The sequence below is a fragment of the Streptomyces djakartensis genome (assembly GCF_014651075.1).
In the GTDB taxonomy this organism is placed as follows: domain Bacteria; phylum Actinomycetota; class Actinomycetes; order Streptomycetales; family Streptomycetaceae; genus Streptomyces; species Streptomyces djakartensis.
Genome location: NZ_BMWE01000005.1, coordinates 277,598 through 294,774 on the forward strand (window position 1 = coordinate 277,598; position 17,177 = coordinate 294,774).

At 67.4% G+C, this 17,177-nt stretch carries 12 protein-coding genes; 4 read left to right on the plus strand and 8 right to left on the minus strand.

Annotated features, from left to right (window positions below):
- Positions 1-171: 171 nt before the first annotated feature.
- Positions 172-1,833: a rhamnogalacturonan lyase B N-terminal domain-containing protein gene (locus tag IE212_RS11075; RefSeq protein WP_190197581.1), complete on the plus strand. Its 1,662-nt coding sequence runs from the start codon at positions 172-174 to the stop codon at positions 1,831-1,833.
- Positions 1,834-1,845: 12 nt separating this feature from the next.
- On the opposite strand, the gene IE212_RS11080 is transcribed toward IE212_RS11075, so the two are convergent.
- Together IE212_RS11080 and IE212_RS11085 are read right to left on the minus strand one after the other, a co-directional pair.
- A complete protein-coding gene (locus IE212_RS11080; RefSeq protein WP_190197582.1) occupies positions 1,846-3,258 on the minus strand; it encodes an RICIN domain-containing protein in 1,413 nt (470 codons plus the stop codon).
- 1 nt (position 3,259) lies between these two features.
- The gene (locus IE212_RS11085; protein ID WP_190197583.1) at positions 3,260-4,357 is read right to left on the minus strand and encodes a glycoside hydrolase family 43 protein; all 1,098 of its coding nucleotides are present in this window, start codon (positions 4,355-4,357) and stop codon (positions 3,260-3,262) included.
- Positions 4,358-5,212: 855 nt separating this feature from the next.
- Here IE212_RS11085 and IE212_RS11090 point away from each other — a divergent pair.
- Genes IE212_RS11090 through IE212_RS11100 form a run of 3 tightly spaced genes read left to right on the plus strand, consistent with a single transcriptional unit; the run spans position 5,213 to position 9,570 of the window.
- Positions 5,213-6,559: a condensation domain-containing protein gene (locus IE212_RS11090; RefSeq protein ID WP_190197584.1), complete on the plus strand. Its 1,347-nt coding sequence runs from the start codon at positions 5,213-5,215 to the stop codon at positions 6,557-6,559.
- Positions 6,559-7,866 (plus strand): DegT/DnrJ/EryC1/StrS family aminotransferase, encoded by a 1,308-nt coding sequence (locus tag IE212_RS11095; protein WP_190197585.1) that lies wholly within the window; start codon positions 6,559-6,561, stop codon positions 7,864-7,866. The genes IE212_RS11090 and IE212_RS11095 overlap by 1 nt, the downstream gene beginning before the upstream one ends.
- A 57-nt stretch (positions 7,867-7,923) precedes the next feature.
- Positions 7,924-9,570 carry a GMC oxidoreductase gene (locus IE212_RS11100; RefSeq protein ID WP_190197586.1) on the plus strand — a complete coding sequence of 549 codons (1,647 nt, stop codon included), beginning with the start codon at positions 7,924-7,926 and terminating at the stop codon, positions 9,568-9,570.
- 14 nt (positions 9,571-9,584) lie between these two features.
- Here the strand turns inward: IE212_RS11100 and IE212_RS11105 are convergent, their stop codons facing one another.
- The 6 genes from IE212_RS11105 to IE212_RS11130 all read right to left on the minus strand — a co-directional run bounded on the left by IE212_RS11105 (position 9,585) and on the right by IE212_RS11130 (position 17,177).
- Complete coding sequence (locus IE212_RS11105; RefSeq protein ID WP_190197587.1) at positions 9,585-10,772, minus strand: nitric oxide synthase oxygenase; 1,188 nt, start codon at positions 10,770-10,772, stop codon at positions 9,585-9,587.
- 160 nt (positions 10,773-10,932) lie between these two features.
- Positions 10,933-12,153, minus strand: a complete 1,221-nt coding sequence (gene txtE / locus IE212_RS11110; protein WP_190197588.1) for a 4-nitrotryptophan synthase — start codon at positions 12,151-12,153, stop codon at positions 10,933-10,935.
- A gap of 164 nt (positions 12,154-12,317) precedes the next feature.
- Complete coding sequence (locus IE212_RS11115; protein WP_190197589.1) at positions 12,318-14,369, minus strand: aminotransferase class I/II-fold pyridoxal phosphate-dependent enzyme; 2,052 nt, start codon at positions 14,367-14,369, stop codon at positions 12,318-12,320.
- Positions 14,370-14,490: 121 nt separating this feature from the next.
- Positions 14,491-15,891 (minus strand): SDR family oxidoreductase, encoded by a 1,401-nt coding sequence (locus IE212_RS11120; RefSeq protein WP_190197590.1) that lies wholly within the window; start codon positions 15,889-15,891, stop codon positions 14,491-14,493.
- A complete protein-coding gene (locus IE212_RS11125; RefSeq protein ID WP_190197591.1) occupies positions 15,888-16,859 on the minus strand; it encodes a tryptophan--tRNA ligase in 972 nt (323 codons plus the stop codon). Before IE212_RS11125 ends, IE212_RS11120 begins: the two co-directional genes overlap by 4 nt.
- A 27-nt stretch (positions 16,860-16,886) precedes the next feature.
- Entirely contained in the window at positions 16,887-17,177 is a 291-nt protein-coding gene (locus tag IE212_RS11130) for a phosphopantetheine-binding protein (RefSeq protein WP_190197592.1), read from the minus strand.

Consider the following 17,177-nt stretch of genomic DNA (forward strand, 5'->3'; position numbering starts at 1 on the left):
CAAGACCTGGAGGTGGACCGTACCGCTCCCAACAAGCGCTTTCTAGACTTCGAGCGGCTTTGCCGAGATCTCCAGCCAGATGCGAGTGAAAGCCCTTTCGCGAAATCGATTCAACTGTCACTCTCGCTCCCACCCGCAGTTCCCCCACGCTCCCGGAGGAGGCACCCCCACATGTCCGGATCCGCGAACAGACCGGTCGGCCGCCGCACCTTCGTCCTCGGCGCCACCGCCGCCGCGGGCACCGCCCTCACCGGCACGGCACACGCCGCGGGCTTCGGCTGGACCGACGACGGCTCGAATTACGTCGTCGACACCGGCGCCCAACTGGTCTTCAGGGTCAGCAAGTCCACCGGCGACCTGACCTCCCTGGTCTACCGGGGCACGGAATACCAGGGCTACGGAGGCAAGAACTCGCACATCGAGTCCGGCCTCGGCGCCTCCACCGTCGGCATCAGGCAGTCCGGTTCGACGATCCTCGTCTCCGTCGCGCACGGCACGCTCAAGCACTACTACGCCGCCCGCAGCGGCGAGAACAACGTCTACTTGTGGACCGACAAGGCCGACGCGTCCGTCTCGGCGACCCGGTACATCGTGCGCGTGAAGAAGGGCGCCTTCCTCAACGACGAGCCCGACTCGTACACCTACGCGCCGACCGCCATCGAGGCCTCGGACGTGTTCCGGAAGCCCGACGGGCAGACCCGCTCCAAGCACTACTCCCGGCGGCGCGTCATGGACTACGACTACATCGGCTGGTCCGCCGGGGGCGTCGGCCTCTGGGTCGTGCGCAGCAACCACGAGAAGGCCTCCGGCGGCCCCTTCTACCGTTCCCTGCTGCGGCACCAGAGCGCGGACGGCGGCGGACTGTACGAGATCCTCTACTACGGTCAGAACCAGACGGAGGCACAGCGCTTTGGCCTGCAGGGCCCGTACGTCATCGCCTTCACGGACGGCGGCGCGCCTTCCCCGGCGCTGTACCCGGGCACGCTGACCACGCCGTGGGCCGACTCGCTCGGCATCCCGGGGTACGTGCCGGCGAGGGGGCGGGGCAGGGTGGCGGGCGTCGGGATCTCCGGCCGGAACACCGCGTATCCGTACACGGTCGGGCTGGCCAACCCGTCGGCGCAGTACTGGGCTTCGGCGCGGGCCTCGGACGGCTGGTTCTCCATCACGGGTGTGCTGCCGGGGACGTACACGCTGACCGTCTTCAAGGGCGAACTGGCCGTGTACACCACGTCGGTGAGCGTGTCGGCGGGCGGGACGACCACCCTGAACACGATCGCCGTCCCGGCCTCCAACGACCCGTCCAACGCGAGCGCGATCTGGCGGATCGGGGACTGGAACGGCACGCCGGCCGGATTCAAGAACGCGGAGCTGATGACGTACGCGCATCCGTCCGACACGCGGGCCGCGCCCTGGACCGGGAACGTGGTGATCGGCGACGGGCAGACCGCGGCCTTCCCCTGCTACCTCTGGAAGGACGTCAACAGCGGGATCCTGGTCTACTTCAAGCTGACGGCGGCCCAGGCGGCCGCCGCGCACACCCTGCGCATCGGAGTGACGACCGCGTACGCGAACGGCCGCCCCCGGGTCACCGTCAACGACACCTGGACCTCGGCCATCCCCTCCCCTCCCACCCAGCCGAACACCCGGTCGCTGACCAACGGCTCGTACCGGGGCAACAACCACACCTTCACGTACAGCGTCCCGGCGTCCGCCTGGAAGACGGACGCCGGTCAGTACAACGTGCTCAGGATCGACGTGGTGAGCGGGTCGGGGGCAACCGGTTTCCTCAGCGCCGGAACCGCGATCGACGCGATCGACCTCCTGGCCTGAGGGGTCCCTGAGTCATGTGCCGCGTGTCCACTGCTGGTTGGTTCCGCCGTTGCAGGTGTAGGTGATGACCGCGGCGGCGTTGGCGGTGGACGCGCCGTTCACGTCCAGGCACTCCCCGGTGGCGCGCGACCTGACGTTCACGTACGAGCCGGTGGTGGTCAGCGACCACTGCTGGCTCGTCGCGGAGGCGTCGCAGTTCTCCTGGGTGACCGTGCTCGCGTTCTCCCGCACGCACAGGGAGCTGTTGCGGACCATCAGCTGGTAGTAACCGCTTCCGACGGGCTTGAACCAGTACTTCTGGTTGGTGCCGCCGTTGCAGTCGTACTGCCTGAGCTGGGCGCCCGGCCAGAGCGACTGGCTCGTGACATCCGCGCACCTGGAGGAGTGGCGGGCGATCAGCGTGTTGTAGGTGGCAGTCGTGCCGGAGACGGTCCCGGCGGCCGTGTCGACGGTGACCTCCGGCGACCAGGACATGGACATCGTGGCCGAGCCCGGGAAAGTCAGCGGGAGCCACACGTACCGCGAGTCGTTGACGGTGCCTGCGAAGGAGTTGCCCCAGCGGTCACCCAAGTACAGGTACGAGGTGCCCGAACCGCCCTGCACGGGCAGGACGAACGCGGTCTGCGAGCCGTACGCCGTCGAGTCGCCGATGTTCTTCATGGCGGACCAGGGCCCGGCGAGGTTCGTGGCGGTGGCGTACTGCTGCTGGTTGGGGTTCCAGCCGGTGGCGCCGGAGGTCAGCATGAAGTACACGCCGCCCCGCTTGAACAGGGCCGGGGCCTCGCGGTGGCCGCCCGGCCAGGGGTTGGCGACCAGGCTCGCGACAGCGGTGTAGTCGGCGGTGAGGCGGTAGATCTGGAGGTCGTAGTTCTCGCGGGCCGCGGAGATCATGTAACCGGCGCCGTCGGTGTCGACGAAGACGGTGATGTCGCGGGACATGTGCTGGCCGAGCGGGCGGAAACTGCCCTTCCAGGTGTAGTCGCCGTCGACGGTGTCGGAGACGGCCACGGCGGCCCGGGCCTCGCTGTAGTCGGTGCCGTTCTCCTTGTGCATCCACATCACGAACTTGCCGGTGGCCGCGTTGTACATCACCTTCGGCCGTTCGATGTTGGCGGTGGCGAGCTCGGGGGCGCTCGCCTCGGTGAGTACGTGGTTGCGGAACTCCCAGTTCTTCAGGTCGGCCGAGCGGTAGGCGTCGACGTACCGGAAGGTGTTGTCGGCGTTGCGGTGCTCGCCGAACCAGTAGTAGTACGAGCCGACCTTGAGGACCCCGCCGCCGTGGGCGTGGACGGGGTTGCCCGAGGTGTCCCTGAACTGGGTGCCGTTGGTGATCGTCTGGGGTGCGGCCTGGGCGGCGCCGGCGGTGGCGAGCGCGCCGAACAGGCCCAGGCACAGGGCGAGGAGGATGGTGTACGCACGTCTCACGTCAGTCACCTGCCGGAGCGGTGTCGGCGACCGGAATGCCGAAGTCCGGGGTGCCGTCCGCCTTCCAGCCGAGCTTCTGGACGCGGGTGTGGCGGTTGGGGTCGTTCAGCGGGTCGCCGTTGATCTCCTTGTACTGGCGGGCATGGTAGACGAGGACGTCGGTGCGGCCGTCCTCGGCGACCGTGAAGCAGTTGTGGCCCGGGCCGTACTGCTTGGTGGTGTCGTTGCTGGTGAAGACCGGCGTCGGGGACTTGGACCAGCTCATGGGGTCCAGGAGGTGGCTGTCGGCGTCGGCGGTCAGCAGGCCCATGCAGTAGTTGAAGTCGGTGGCGCTGGCCGAGTACGTCATGAACAGGCGGCCGTTGCGCTTGAGGACGTACGGGCCCTCGTTGACCTTGAAGCCGATGCACTCCCAGTCGTACTCCGGGGTGGAGAGCCGTACCTGAGGGCCCTTCAGTGTCCACGGGTTCGCCATCTCGGACAGGAAGATGCCGGTGTTGTTGTCCATGCCGGGCTCGTGCTGCGCCCAGGCGAGGTAGCGCTTGCCCCGGTGGGTGAAGGTCGTTGCGTCCAGGGAGAAGGTCTCCCAGGCCGTCTTGACCTGGCCCCGCTCCACCCAGGTGCCCTGGAAGGGGTTGGGGTGGGCGTTCTCCAGCACCCAGATGCGGATCGCCCAGACGTCCTCGGCGGGCGCGGAGGCGAAGTAGATGTACCACTTGCCGCCGATGCGGTGCAGTTCGGGCGCCCAGATGTGCGCGCCCATGTTCCCCGTGGAGTGGGCGCGCCAGATGACCGACTCGGCCGCCGTGCCGAGGCCCTTCAGGGTGCGGGAGCGACGCAGGATGATGCGGTCGTACTCGGGGGCGGTGGCGGTGAAGTAGTAGAAGCCGTCCGTGTGCCGGTGGATGTGCGGGTCGGCCCGGTTGCGCACGAGCGGGTTCACGAAGGGGGCCGGCTGCGGGCGCCCGGCGGGGGCGGCAGCCACGGCGGTGCCGGGGAGGGCGGGGACGGCGGCCAGGGCGCCTGCGGCTGCGGCGGCCGTCAGCAGCGTTCTACGGGTGGGGGGTTGGGGCAGAGCGTGGTCGCGGTCGCGGCTCATGCGGTGGGGCCTGCCTCTCACTGGGGTGACACACGGTGTTGCCGTCTGATGCGTCGTCTGATATTTCGAACGCCATCTGGCATTACGAACGCTGGAAAGGTAAGGGGGTGACACGAGCAGGTCAACGGGTCTGACGGGACGAAGGCAGCCGGGCGTCAGAAGGGGCACCGATGACGGTCCTGGCGTACGCGGTCGTGGACGGCGCGCGGCCACGCTTCACGATCGGCGGGCAGCCGGAGCCGTGTCGCGCGATACCGCCAGCAAGCCGAAAACGGCCCGTCCGGCATCAGTGCCGAGCAGGCGCCGTTGACGTGCGCCGGAAGGCCTGGGAGCGCCCTGGCGCCCGCCCGCCATCCCGCAACTGGACTACCACTGCCGGGTGACCGTCGACCCGACCTTGGTGAACTCGTTCCTGAATGACGGCACTACTCGAAAAACACCTGCACGGCGGGCGACGAAACGACAGGGACACGGTGTGCAGAATTGCGTCCCGCGCACCGCAGAACCTCAGGAGTAAGCGCTCTCCACAGTCACAGTAGCGGAACCTGCCATAGCTGCACAAGGAATGTCACAACGCCGGGCTCGAGTGCGACGTCCTGGCCATCTCAGCAGATCAGGAGCATCTCGCCCCGCTCCATACCCCTGCAGAGCCTTGGGTGAACCATCACATTTTCATAGCCCAACTTCCCACTCACCGTTGACACTTACGTACAGCGGAGGGAATCTTGATGTGGACGATCTCTCTGGAACTGTCAGCGTTCCCATGTAAACAATCGGCACCGACGAGATGCGACTGGAGGCACCGGCTCCACCTCGGCCGCCGACCATGTCCCAGGGTTTGGAGAGCGGAGAAACGTGAGTTTCCTGGAAGTCCGTTTTGACGGCTGTAGCGACCGATTCGGCGGGATCACGTGGGCCCAACAGGACATTTACGGATTCATCTACGGCAGCGAGTCCCAAACCGCGCAGGAAAAGCCGGATTTGCAGGACGTGTTGAAGTTCCCCGGCAGCCTGACACCGGAAGCCTGCCAAGACGTGCTCCGGGAACTGGTGACCCGCCAGGAGGCCCTTCGGACAACGTTTGAACAAGGCGAGGGCGAGTTCCTCTCGCAGCATGTCTGTGGCGAGGGGACGATGCCTGTGGTCACCTGCCGGGCTGCGGCGGACCAGCAGGAGCGGGCAACCGCACATCTTCAGGAGACGCTCACGGCGGAACCGATCGATGTCACATCCGAGTTCCCTGTCCGCTTCGGACTCGTCATCGAATCCGAGCGGGTGCGCCGCATCGTCGTGGTGATTTCACACATGGTGGTCGACGGGTGGGGCCTGGAAAACCTGCTGCAGGATCTGCACCGCCTCTTGTCGGACCCCGGGAGCGACGGTCCGGCAGTGCCGACGTTTCATCAACTCGACCAGTGGGAGTGGGAGCGTTCGAAGCACGGCGTCATGCGCGCGGACGCGGCTCTTTCCTATCGCAGGCAACTTCTGGAGCACAGCGGGACGAACGCGAAGGCGGCCGGGGCACCGTCCAGGCCCTTGCGGCCCATGCGTCGCGGCGGTCTGTCACTCGACGCCGGTCCCGCCCTCGCCCTGGCACGTGCCTCGCAGGCGATGTCCATGAGTAGCTCAGCGGCGCTCCTGGCCTTGTGCGCAGACGCCGCATCGGAAGTGCTCCAGCGCGACCGGCTGATATTCAACCTGCACTGCGGCAACAGGTTCCGTCCGGCACTGCGTGACTCCGTGACCCGCTTGAAAAGCATGTCGCTGATGCCGTACGAGAGGGGCACCGACTCCTTCGAGAACTCAGCGAACCGCGTCTGGAAGTCCTTACTGGTCGCCCATCAGCACGCACAGCTTCCGCCAGGAGAAGCCGAAACGATCCTTCGCCGGTCGGGACCTCACTTCCTCATGGGATTCAATGACAGACGGCCAATCGCCGATGGGGTGGGCGGGCAACTCTTGGGCAGCGCGGACCGGACCGAGTACTCCGACACGTCGGTGACACTCGTCGACAGCGTCGCCGTATCCAACTCCCCTCACCTGGAGTTCGCGATCGATCCGAACCCGGGCTGCGCCGGCCTGTCGGTGAAACTGGAATCGAACGTCCTGGAGGATGACGAGATCATCTGGGCGCTGACCAGGATCGAGGAACGTATACGGCGGCTTCCTTCCGCGGGCCCCCTTTCGGAAAGGACGTCGTGATGGCGAAACTGGCCCTGCAAGGCGGACCGCCGGTGGGGAGCTTCACCGTCCCCTCCTGGCCCCGCGCCGCCGAGAACGCTCTGAGCAACGTGCAGGCGGTCCTCGAATCGGGCCGCTGGTCCGTGGCGGGGAACTGGCAGGGTGGTCCGTCCGCCGAGGGCCGGTTCGCGGACCGCTTCGCCGACTTCCTCGGCGCGCCCCACTGCGTGCCCACCATGAACGGCTCGTCGGCACTGGTCATCGCGCTGGAGGCGCTCGGCGTCGGCGCCGGCGACGAGGTCATCGTTCCGGGACTGACGTGGGTGGCGAACGCCTCGACCGTCCTCGCGGTGAACGCGACCCCGATCATGGCGGACCTGGATCCCACGACTCTGTGCATGTCCCCAGCCGCGGTCGAGGCGGCGGTGACCGAGCGCACCAGGGCAATCGTGGTGGTTCATGTCTACAGTTCGGTCGCGGACCTCGACGCGATCCTGGCGATCGGTGAGCGGTACGGGATCCCCGTGGTCGAGGACTGCTCCCACGCACACGGTGCGTCCTGGAAGGGGCGCAGGGTCGGCACGTGGGGCGCCGTGGGCGTGTTCAGCATGCAGGAGAGGAAACTTCTGACCGCGGGTGAAGGCGGTGCCGTCGTCTGCCGCAGCGACGATCTCCACGACCGCCTCTTCCAACTCCGCTCGGACGGTCGTCGGCCGGAGGCCCGGCCTGTCCTGGGCGGGTCGGAGCTCACCTTCGACGGCTCGGTCATCGGTGCCAACTACTGCATGTCCGAACTGTGTGCCGCGGTGCTGGAAGCCCAGCTCGCCGACCTTCCGGAGCAGAACCGGCACCGCGCCGAGAACGCGGCCGTCCTCGACAGGCTCCTCGCGAACCTGCCCGGTGTCACGCCTGTGGCGGCGTCGCCGTTCGTGACCGAGCGGACCTTCTACCAGTACACGGCACGGATCGACCGGGAGGTCTTCGGCGGCGTCTCGGCCGCGACGGTGGCTCGGGCGCTCGCGGCCGAGACCGGTATGCCCTTCCAGCCTCCGTACGACCCGCTGTACCGGCACCCTCTCTACCGGCCCCTCACCAAACGGCGGTTCCTGATCGAAGGCCTCGATCCGGGCCGTCTGACCGGTCCTGCCGGTGGTCTGCCGGAGACAGAGCGTGCGCATCGGGAGGTTCTGACGCTCCACCACTCAGTGCTGCTCGCACCGAACGACGCCTTCGAGGCCCTCCCTTCGGCGATCGAGAAGCTCCAACGCGAGGCCGCGAGCCTCAGCGACATCGAATCGGCCGGCGCCGAGTTTGCCGACTCTCGCTGATTCCCGCCGAATCGGCCAGTCACGAACCCGACTTCGGAAACACCACGGAGGTGCAACGTGACGGAGGACGACACCCCCCATGCCTACGACGCCGTTGTCGTCGGCTCCGGCTTCGCCGGATCATGGGCGGCCAAGGAACTGACCGAGTCAGGGCTGCACGTGCTCGTCCTCGAAGCCGGCCCGCCCCGATCCGCTGATGAAGTGCCCGACCGTTTCGTTCAGGACCAGGGGCAGGAGTCCGGGCGGCACGCACGCCAGGACAGCGCCTTCCGCGCACGGCACGGTGACGACACCTTCGCTCACTGCGTGGACGACCCCGGGAGCGAGAACGGGCGATTGCAGATGAGCCGGCATGTCCAGGCCAGGCATCCCGCCTTCGCATCCCGTGGACCCCACCTGTTCGTCGACGACGCACAGCATCCGTACCAGACTCCGCGGGACAAGCCGTTCTTCTGGATCCGGGGGATGCAGGTCGGTGGCCGCTCGCTGACCTGGGGCGGCTCGGCGATGCGGTTGTCGCGCTACGAACTCGAGGCACCCGAGCTTGACGACTGCGCACTGTCCTGGCCGGTGCGATCCGAGGAACTGGCCGACGCATACACCCTCGTCGAGGAGTTCACGGGCCTGCACGGCAGCACGGAGGGCCTGGAGCAGCTCCCCGACAGCGTCTACCGGAACGAACCGTTCGCGCTGACGCCGGCGGAGAAGGACTTCCAGGAGGCGTACAGGCGACCGAACACGCACCCGGTCCCCGTCCGGTTCATCCCGTCCGAGAGAGAACACCACGGGTGGCCGGGATACACGATGCAGGCCACCGCGCTCGCCGCCGCCGAGAGCACGGGGCGGCTGGTGCTGCGGCCCCATGCCCTGGTCACCGAGGTTACCGTCGCTCCGGAGACCGGCCTGGCGACTGGTGTCCGTTACGTCGATGTGCGAGACGGGTCCCGGCACCGCGCACAGGGCCGAGTGGTCTTCCTGTGCGGCGGGACCATCGAGACCACACGGCTCATGCTGAACTCGCACAATCCGCGTCACCCGGCCGGGCTCGGCAATTCGAGCGGATGGCTGGGCCGCGGGCTCATGGACCACCCGCTCGTGACCGCCGCGGGCGTTCTCGACGACTATCCGCACGTGGCGGGCTACGAGTGGTCGGCTCGCCAGCGAGGCCTACTGGTACCGCCGCAGCCCGGAGGCAAGAGCGACGTGCGTCCATTCGGAATGTGGGTGACCCTCCAGCGACTCAGCTCGCAGGGGCGGGCGTTGGGCAGCATCGACGCCCAGGGCGAGATGCTCCCCTACCGGAAGAACCGCATCAGGCTGAGCGACGCGCGCGACCAGTGGGGCATGCCGCTGCCCGTCATCGAGTGCGCGTACGGCCCTCACGAGGAGCGTCTCTACACCGCGATGCGGCGCGGCATCGAGCAGGCCGCCGCCCTCGCGGGCCTGCGCATCACGGCTCTCTCGGAAGAGCTGACCGCGCCAGGGCTCAACGCCCACGACCTCGGCACCGCCCGCATGGGAGCCAGCGCTGACTCCTCCGTGGTGGACTCGCACAACCGCTGCTGGGACTGCCCGAACGTCTATGTGACCGGCGGCGCCTGCTTCCCGTCCGGCGGATGGCAGAACCCGACCCTGACCATCATGGCCCTGTCCGCCAGGGCCGGGCGGCACGCCGCGCACCTGCTGAAGAAGGGCAGCCACTGAACCGACCGGTGGGATCAGTGAGGGTGGGGGCATCCTCTGGCCCTGGCCCGGGCCTGTTCGTCGAGGTAGAAGTTGGGGCGTTGGTCGGCCTCGTCGTAGTAGCGGTGGAAGACGGGGGTGATGCCGCCGGAGACCGGGGGCACGATCCAGCTCCAGTCGGTGGGAACGAGGCGGCCCTGGCGTTCCTCCCTGGCGAGGTGGGTGAGGAAGTGGCGTGATTCCGTGTGGTGGTCGCTGATGCGGACCCCGGCTGCCCGGAAGGAGTGCAGGACCGCGACATTGAGTTCCACCAGTGCGCGGTCCCGCCACAGGGTGTGCTCTCCGCTGGTTTCCAGCCCGAGCAGGTCGGCGATCAGCGGCAGCAGGTCGTAGCGGTCGGTGTCGACCAGGTTGCGGGCGCCGATCTCGGTGCCCATGTACCAGCCGTTGAAGGGGGCGAGCGGGTAGTCGATGCCGCCGATGCGCAGCCGCATGTTCGAGATGGCAGGCACGGCATGCCAGCGCAGGCCGAGATCGCTGATCTTCCGGTGATGCGGGTGCACGATCGGGACCTCCAGCACCAGATCCCTGGGCAGATCGAAGAGCTGGGGCTTGTCCTGCCCGGTGTCGATCAGCAGTGGCAGCACGTCGAAGGGTCCTTCGGGCGCCTGCCAGCCCATGCGGCGCACCAGGTCGGTGAATCCCACGTAGGCGGGGTCACCGAGAACCGTACCGTCGTCCCGGCGGTAACCGGCGTAGCGGATGAGCTGGTCATTCCAGACTCGGGGGGCGGGGTGGCCTGGTGCGTCCGGAGCGAAAACGGAGATGACGGGACGGACCCGGCCCGAGTTGGTCGCCAGGCGCAGATGCTCACACAGGCTCTGGTGGATCTGCGCGGGAGTGTGGTCGGCACGGCGGTCCAGGACGCGCAGGCTGTTCCAGTACAGACGGCCGATGCATCGGCTGGCGTTGCGCCAGGCGACGCGGGCTCCGAAGGTGAGCTCCTCATGGGTATGGCGGTAGGTGCCCGTGGTGTCGATGTCGGTGCGGACTCGGTGCAGTCGTTCGAGGAGGGAGACGGGCTGGTCAGGGTTCTCGCCGTGGAACAGCCGCAGAAACTCCTCCGCCTCGTCCGGGTCGGCAACGGCGTCCGTGCCGGACGAGAGGCGGCGGGCGTGGGAGGGAGGGAAGGCGCTGCGACGCCGGAGGCTCTCGGATTTCACGGCCGTCCTCGCGGGTACCGGGGGGATGTGGGGAAGGGGCGACCGCACCGTCGACCGTCGCGAACACGGTGAACGGTGCGGAGCGCGAGTGTGGTGAGGTCGCCGGTGTGGCGCAGGCGTCGCCCTGGCCCTGGTGGGCCGGGCTAGTCGGCGTGACCGGTCATCCGACCGCGAGGGGCAGCAGGCGCAAGGAGCGGAACTCGAGGTTGGTGTTCCATTCGGGTTCGCCGGCGATACGGATCCGCGGGTAGCGGGCGAACAGCGCGACAAAGAACCACTTGATTTCAAGGGCGGCGATCTGCCGCCCGAGGCAGGAGTGCAGACCGAGACCGAAGGACAGGTGCTTGCCACTGTTGGGCCGGTCCAGGTCGAACACGTCCGGCTGCGCGAAGACACGTTGGTCGCGGTTGGCCGCGCCGAGGAAGAGGGCGAGGTTCTGGCCCTGCTTGATTCGCACGTTTCCGATCTCCAGTTCGGTGGTTGCGGCACGCCAGGTGAACTGGTTCGACGCGTTGTACCGCACGACCTCGTTGGCGGTGTTGTCCACGCACCCCTGATCGGATCGGAACCGCTCGATCTGCCGGGGGTTTTGCGCGAAGCTGAGCATGCCGCTGCTCACCGAACCGGGAGTGGTGGGCGCGAACAGGGCGATGAGCAGCAGCACGAGCTGGTGCACGGTCTGCCGCAACTCGTCCTCGGTGGGCCGTTGCTGAGCCGCCGCGAGGCGAGCTATCACGGTGTCCGGGAGGACCTCGCCCCGTTTGCCCTCGAGGAGTTCGAGTGCGTACACGTGCAACTCGGTGAGCTGTTCGAGCAGAGTGTCGAGTCCGATCGGCTGATCCTGCGGTCCTGACCAGAAGGTCATGACGGTGTCCACGCGCGGCACCACGAACTCCAGGTCGCTCTCCGGCACTCCGAAGGCCCGTACCGCTGCGTTGACCGGCAGCTTGGCGGCGAGCGCGGACACCGCGTCGATCTCCTGTACACCGTCCGGGACTTCGGCGACCAGGTCGGCGGCGACCTTCTTGATGACGTCGCTGTAGTGCTCGTGCGCGGCACGCGTGAAGCCGGCGTGGGTGGCACGGCGCAGGTCGTCGTGGAGCGGCGGATCGGTGTACATCATGACGTTCTTGGTGAACCGGTGGTAAATGCTGTCAGGCGGCAGCACCCGGCCGTCGAACTTCGCGCCGAGGACTTCCTCCATGCGTTCGGCCTTCAGGCGAGGATCCTTGAGCGCTTCGGCGCAGTCGGCATGACGCAGGACCGCCCACGCGTTCAGGCCCTCGCACCAGTGGACGGGTTCACGTTCGGACAGCTCGGCGTAGACGGGGTAAGGGTCGGGGATGATGGCGGGGTCGGACAGCGGGGACGAACTGGGCATGGCTCGCTCCTGGAGTGTCGATTCGGGAATGGCACGACTGCGGCTCCGCGTGGCATCGGCCTGGGGCAGACCGACGCGAGAGGTCGGTTCACGCCGGCCGAGGCCAGCCGCGGCTTCGCGCCCTGACGTCGCTCAGGGCGCGGGTCGGCGGTCTCGTGTCCGCCTCAGGAGGTGAGAAGCCAGAGGTAGGTAGCGGGAGTACCGAATGGCGTGCGCCGATCGATGCGCAGACCCGCTCTGGTGAACGCGTCCTCGTAGACGTCTCGCTCGGCGATGTGGGTGTCCATGAACGCATGCACCAGCTCGAAACCGAGGGAGAAGATCGGCAGCGGACCCTCGTGGCTGTGCCAGTCCTGGCTGACGCTGTCGGCGACGAGGAACTTTCGCGCGTCCGGGAACACGTGGTGGAGCAGCCGGATCGCCTTCACGGGGTCGCCCGTCGCGTTGAACAGGTCGTGCATCATCAGGAAGCTGCTGACCAGATCCACGCCCGGGTAGGTGCGTTGCCCCACTTGGCTCAGCACGTCTCCGTGCACGATCTCCAGCCGGTCCTCCAGTCCGGCCTCTCGGACGTGTTCCACCGCCGATCTGTGGGCTTCCTCGTCGGCCTCGAAGCCGATCCCACGTCGGCCGGTGTCCTTGGCGCACCAGCGGATCAAGCGTGCGGCGTCCCCGCAGCCGAGGTCGGCGACCAGGTCGAACTCGAGGCCGGACACGACTTCCCGCTCCACGGGCAGCATCAGGTTGCGGCCCGTGATGCCCGAGCCGGCGGCAATCTTGTCGCCGTGTCTGATCACGTCACGGCCGAGCGAACGCCGTCCCGTGGTCAGATCGGCCAGATTGTGGAGCACTTCACCGTAACCACCGACGCACCAGGTGAAATAACCGCGGTTTCGCACCAGTTCACGTCCCGCAGAGGTGAGTGCGACAGCGGAGTCCGCCGTCATCGTCACATGCCCGAGCAGCGCCATGGTCTTCAGCAGGACGAGCAGTCCATCAGGGTCGGCTCCGGTCCGCTTCGCAAGGGCAGTCGGTGTCGCCGCACCGTCGAGGAGGAGGTCCCACACGCCGAGTTCGCCCAGGGCGTGGATAACACCGGCGCCCACGTATCCGTTGAACAGGGTCGCCGGGTCGAGCGGAGCGAGGGTGGGAGCTTGTGGCGGAACGACGGGGACGGCCGAGTTCGCCGACGGCCTGGAAGCGGTCGCGACTTCAGACCCGAGTACGTCCTCCAGGGCGCTGCAGAACACGTCGACCTGCTCGGGCGTACCGACCGAGACCCGAAGGTGGCCCGGCAGGCCGAGCATCGTGACGTCACGGACCAGTATCCGATGCTCTTCCGCCAGCCGGGCCGCGACGAGTGCGCTGTCCCCCGGGGGGCGGAGCATCACGAAGTTCGTCACCGATGGCACATGGGGCACGCCGGCTCGGTCCAGCCGGTCGCACATTCTCTGCCGGGCCTCGCCGGTAAGGCGTCGGATCTCGGCGAGGTGACCACGATCGCCGAGTGCCGCCATGGCTGCCCGCTGAGCGAGACGGTTCGCGCTGAAGGGCAACGCCTGCCGGACGCGCCAGACCTGGTCGATCAGGTCCGCCGGTCCCAGCGCGTACCCGCAGCGCAAGGAGGCCAGTCCCCATGCTTTGGAGAACGTCCGCAGAACCAGCAGGCGACGGCCCTTGCGAACGGCGTCCAAGGCGTAGTCGTAAGCGGGATCGGCGAACTCCATGTACGCCTCGTCGAAGACGGGGACGGCTCCGGTGTTCTCTGCCGCGGCGATGATCCTCTCCACATCGGAGGGGTCAAGTACCGTCCCTGTCGGGTTGTGCGGATTGCAGACGTAGCACAGTCGCGCACCCTCACCCAAGGCTGAGGCCAGAGCCCGCGCGGGTACGCCGAATCGTTTCAGCGGTTCCGTGCGCACCTCGGCACGGGCGGCTGCGGCTGCCATGGCGTAGCCGAGGTAGGTGCCCTCGGTCAGCAGTACCGTGTCGCCGGGGCGCAGGAAGGCCAGGGCGATGAGGAGCACGAGTTCGTCCGAGCCGTTGCCGACGGCCACCATCTCGGGGGTGAGACCGAAGTGGTCGGCGACCGCTTTCCTCGGCCCCGCGCAGTCGCTGTCCGGATACGCCGTACCCCAACGCCTCAGCTCGTCGGCGGCCGCCTCCAGGGCACCGGCTGGTGGACCGTACGGATTCTCGTTGAGGTGCAGGCGCAAGATGCCTTCCCCGTGGACGGGGTCGTTGAGGAGAGAATGCAGTGTCGGCGATTGGTTCACAGTTGCCCTCTCAATGGGGTGGGTCCCGGGCGTCCTGGGCCGCATACGGTCGCGGGCCTGGTCAGAAGGGCATGGCCTCGCTTCCCGCGCCTTGCCACAGAATGGCCAGCACGTCGCCTTCCGGCCAGTCGGCCGTTCCCGCGAGTTCGCGGAACTGAAGCCGGTCAGCCGCCGAGGCGTGGTCGTACCACTCCCGGAGTCTGCTCAGCACCGCGGAGCCCAGGCTCTCGAAGCACGTCGGGCACAGACAGATGTCCCCGGAAGCCGGCTGCTCGTGGGTGGTTCCCACCGACAGACCCTGCTGCTCCGCGGTGGCGAGAAGATCCTTCGGCAGTACAGCCTGTGCCGCCACGTTCGTCTCGGACGGTGCCATGAGGTGGCCCCAGAGGGGTCCCTCCCAGCTCGCCTTGAGCGCGGCCAGCAGGATCAGCCCCCGGCTGACTCTGCGACCCAGCGCGCCGCTGGTGAGCAAGGGTGCTCGTCCGTCACGTGGGGAGCGCAGCCAGCGGATGATGTGATTCCTCGCAACATAGCCTTCGACGGTGGGGCCCAACGCCGCCTCGGTCATGGCTCTCGTGACATCCCGAGAAGTGTCGCTTCCGGTGAGTACGGCCAGCACCGCCTCGGTGACGTCTTCTCGCGTCACGGCTCCCATCTGGAAGGGCGAACTGAGGACCGCCAACTCCTCAGCCGTGTATGACCTGTCCTCGCCCGCCGCGAGGAGGTCGACCTCGGCCGACTCGCCCGCGGTGATGCCCTCCACCAAGGGAGCCATCTGTTCGAAACCGACGAAGGCAGCGGGAATCACCAGATTGACCCGGCCGGGGTAGCTGCGGGCCAGAGCCCACAGCACCTGGTGCTCCATGCCCGCGAACAGCACCTTGTGCCACAGAGCCGGCGACATCCAGGAACCGGCGTCGCCGTGGGTGAACGGTACTTCAAGCCCCCTGGCCCCCAGCCCCGTTGTCGATATCCGCAGGTACCGGATCAAGGAACCGGAGCGCAGCAACCGGTGCAGTTCCATCGCTCGACCGCGCACGGCCTTGGCCGCATTTTCCAGCCCCAGGTCGCCATCCACCGCGCTCTGCCCCGCTGCAGGCCCGAAGATCAGATGATCGGCTGACGAGGTGGCGATGTTGGTGGCGTCCACCACGACGGTGGGGCCGATGGACCGGACGAGGGCTCCCAGCGCCCAGGCACCTTGAGCTTCGGCGTCGTCCTGGACACACTTGCCGTCCAGATTGGTCAGGCCGCCGTCCATGGCCACGAGATCTCCGTACCACGCCCGGTCGGGCGGCACACCGACTTCCTGTGCGGCTTGTTCCACCGATGCGCGGCGGCGGCCGTGCAGGATCACCTCGTGGTCGGCCGACAGGGCTCTCGCCACATCCGTGCCGATGAGACCGGCGCCGACAACGAGGACTCTTGTATGCTTCACTTTTTCCCTTCGTTGCCCGGTCATGACAGGCGCAGCAGTCCGACCTTCGCCGCGAGCTCGTGGTACGCGCGTGCGCCCCGGTCTTCCGCGAGGTCACGCCCACGCTGCAGCAGATCGTCGACAGCACCACTGGCGAGGAGTTCGCGCGCGGCCCTGTCCACGGGCTGGATGAAGGCGATCAGCCGGTCCGCGAGCTCCTTCGCGGCGCGCTCGGTCACCCTGCCGGCGTTCTCGATGTCCTCCTCCAGCTCCCGGCACAGGTCAGCCGGGGCCTCAAGAGCCTCCAGGTATTCGACTGCGACGATCTTCCCGTCGGTCGAGCGGACGGACATGCCGTGCACCTTGCGGACAAGGGCGTCGGGCCCGTCCGCGAAGAACACCGCGTTTCCCAGCGACTTACTCATCTTGTTGGAACCGTCGAGGCCGACCAGGTTCTTCCGGCCGGTGATCATTTCGGGAACGGTGAAGTTGACTCCCCATCCGTCATGGAGCAGTTCGACGATCTCAGCCAGATGCTCGAAATGACTGACGTTGCTTTCGCCGATGCACACATGGGTGGGGCCGATGGAGAGGACATCACTGCTCTCGAGCACCGGGTAGCCCAGAAGTCCGAGGGACGGCGGACGGGCATCCGCCGAATGACGTGCCATCTCGGCGAAGCTGCCGTGCTGTTCCAGCCGCGATATATCCGCAAGACTTTGCAGGACGGCATAGATCCTGGCATGCCAACCGACGGACGACTGCAGATAGAAGGTGCTGACGTCGGGATCGACGCCGAATCCTACGGCTTCCGCCACGAGTCGGCGGGTCGCTGCGGCCAGGTACTTGGTCCGCTCCGGGGAGAAGCCGGTGGTCAGCATGTGGAGGTCCGATACGATGAAGACCGCCTGATCGAACTCCCGTTGCCGCTGGACGAAGGGTTTGAACGCGGCGAGATACTGACCGATGTGCAGCCCGCCGGTCGGTCGCGCGCCAGTCATGAGCAAGGACATGCATTTCCCTTTCGCGACAAGGGCCGGTCAAGCACTTTCCGGTTTCCGGGCGTCCGCCAGGAGTTGGGCGAGCGATGCCGTGAGAAGGCGCATGGTAGGAGATTCGAACAGCATGGTGGTCGGCACCAGGATGCCCAGCTCGTGTTCCAGTCGATCCACCACCTGCAGCGCCTGGAGAGAGGTGCCGCCAAGGTCGAAGAAATAGGCGTCGAGGTCGATCTCCGAGGTTTCGAAGACGGCCTCCCAGCTGGCCCGCACTATTTCCTGGATGTCTTCAGCTGTTTTGTGTTCCGGAAACAGCTCGGAGTTCTTTCCCAA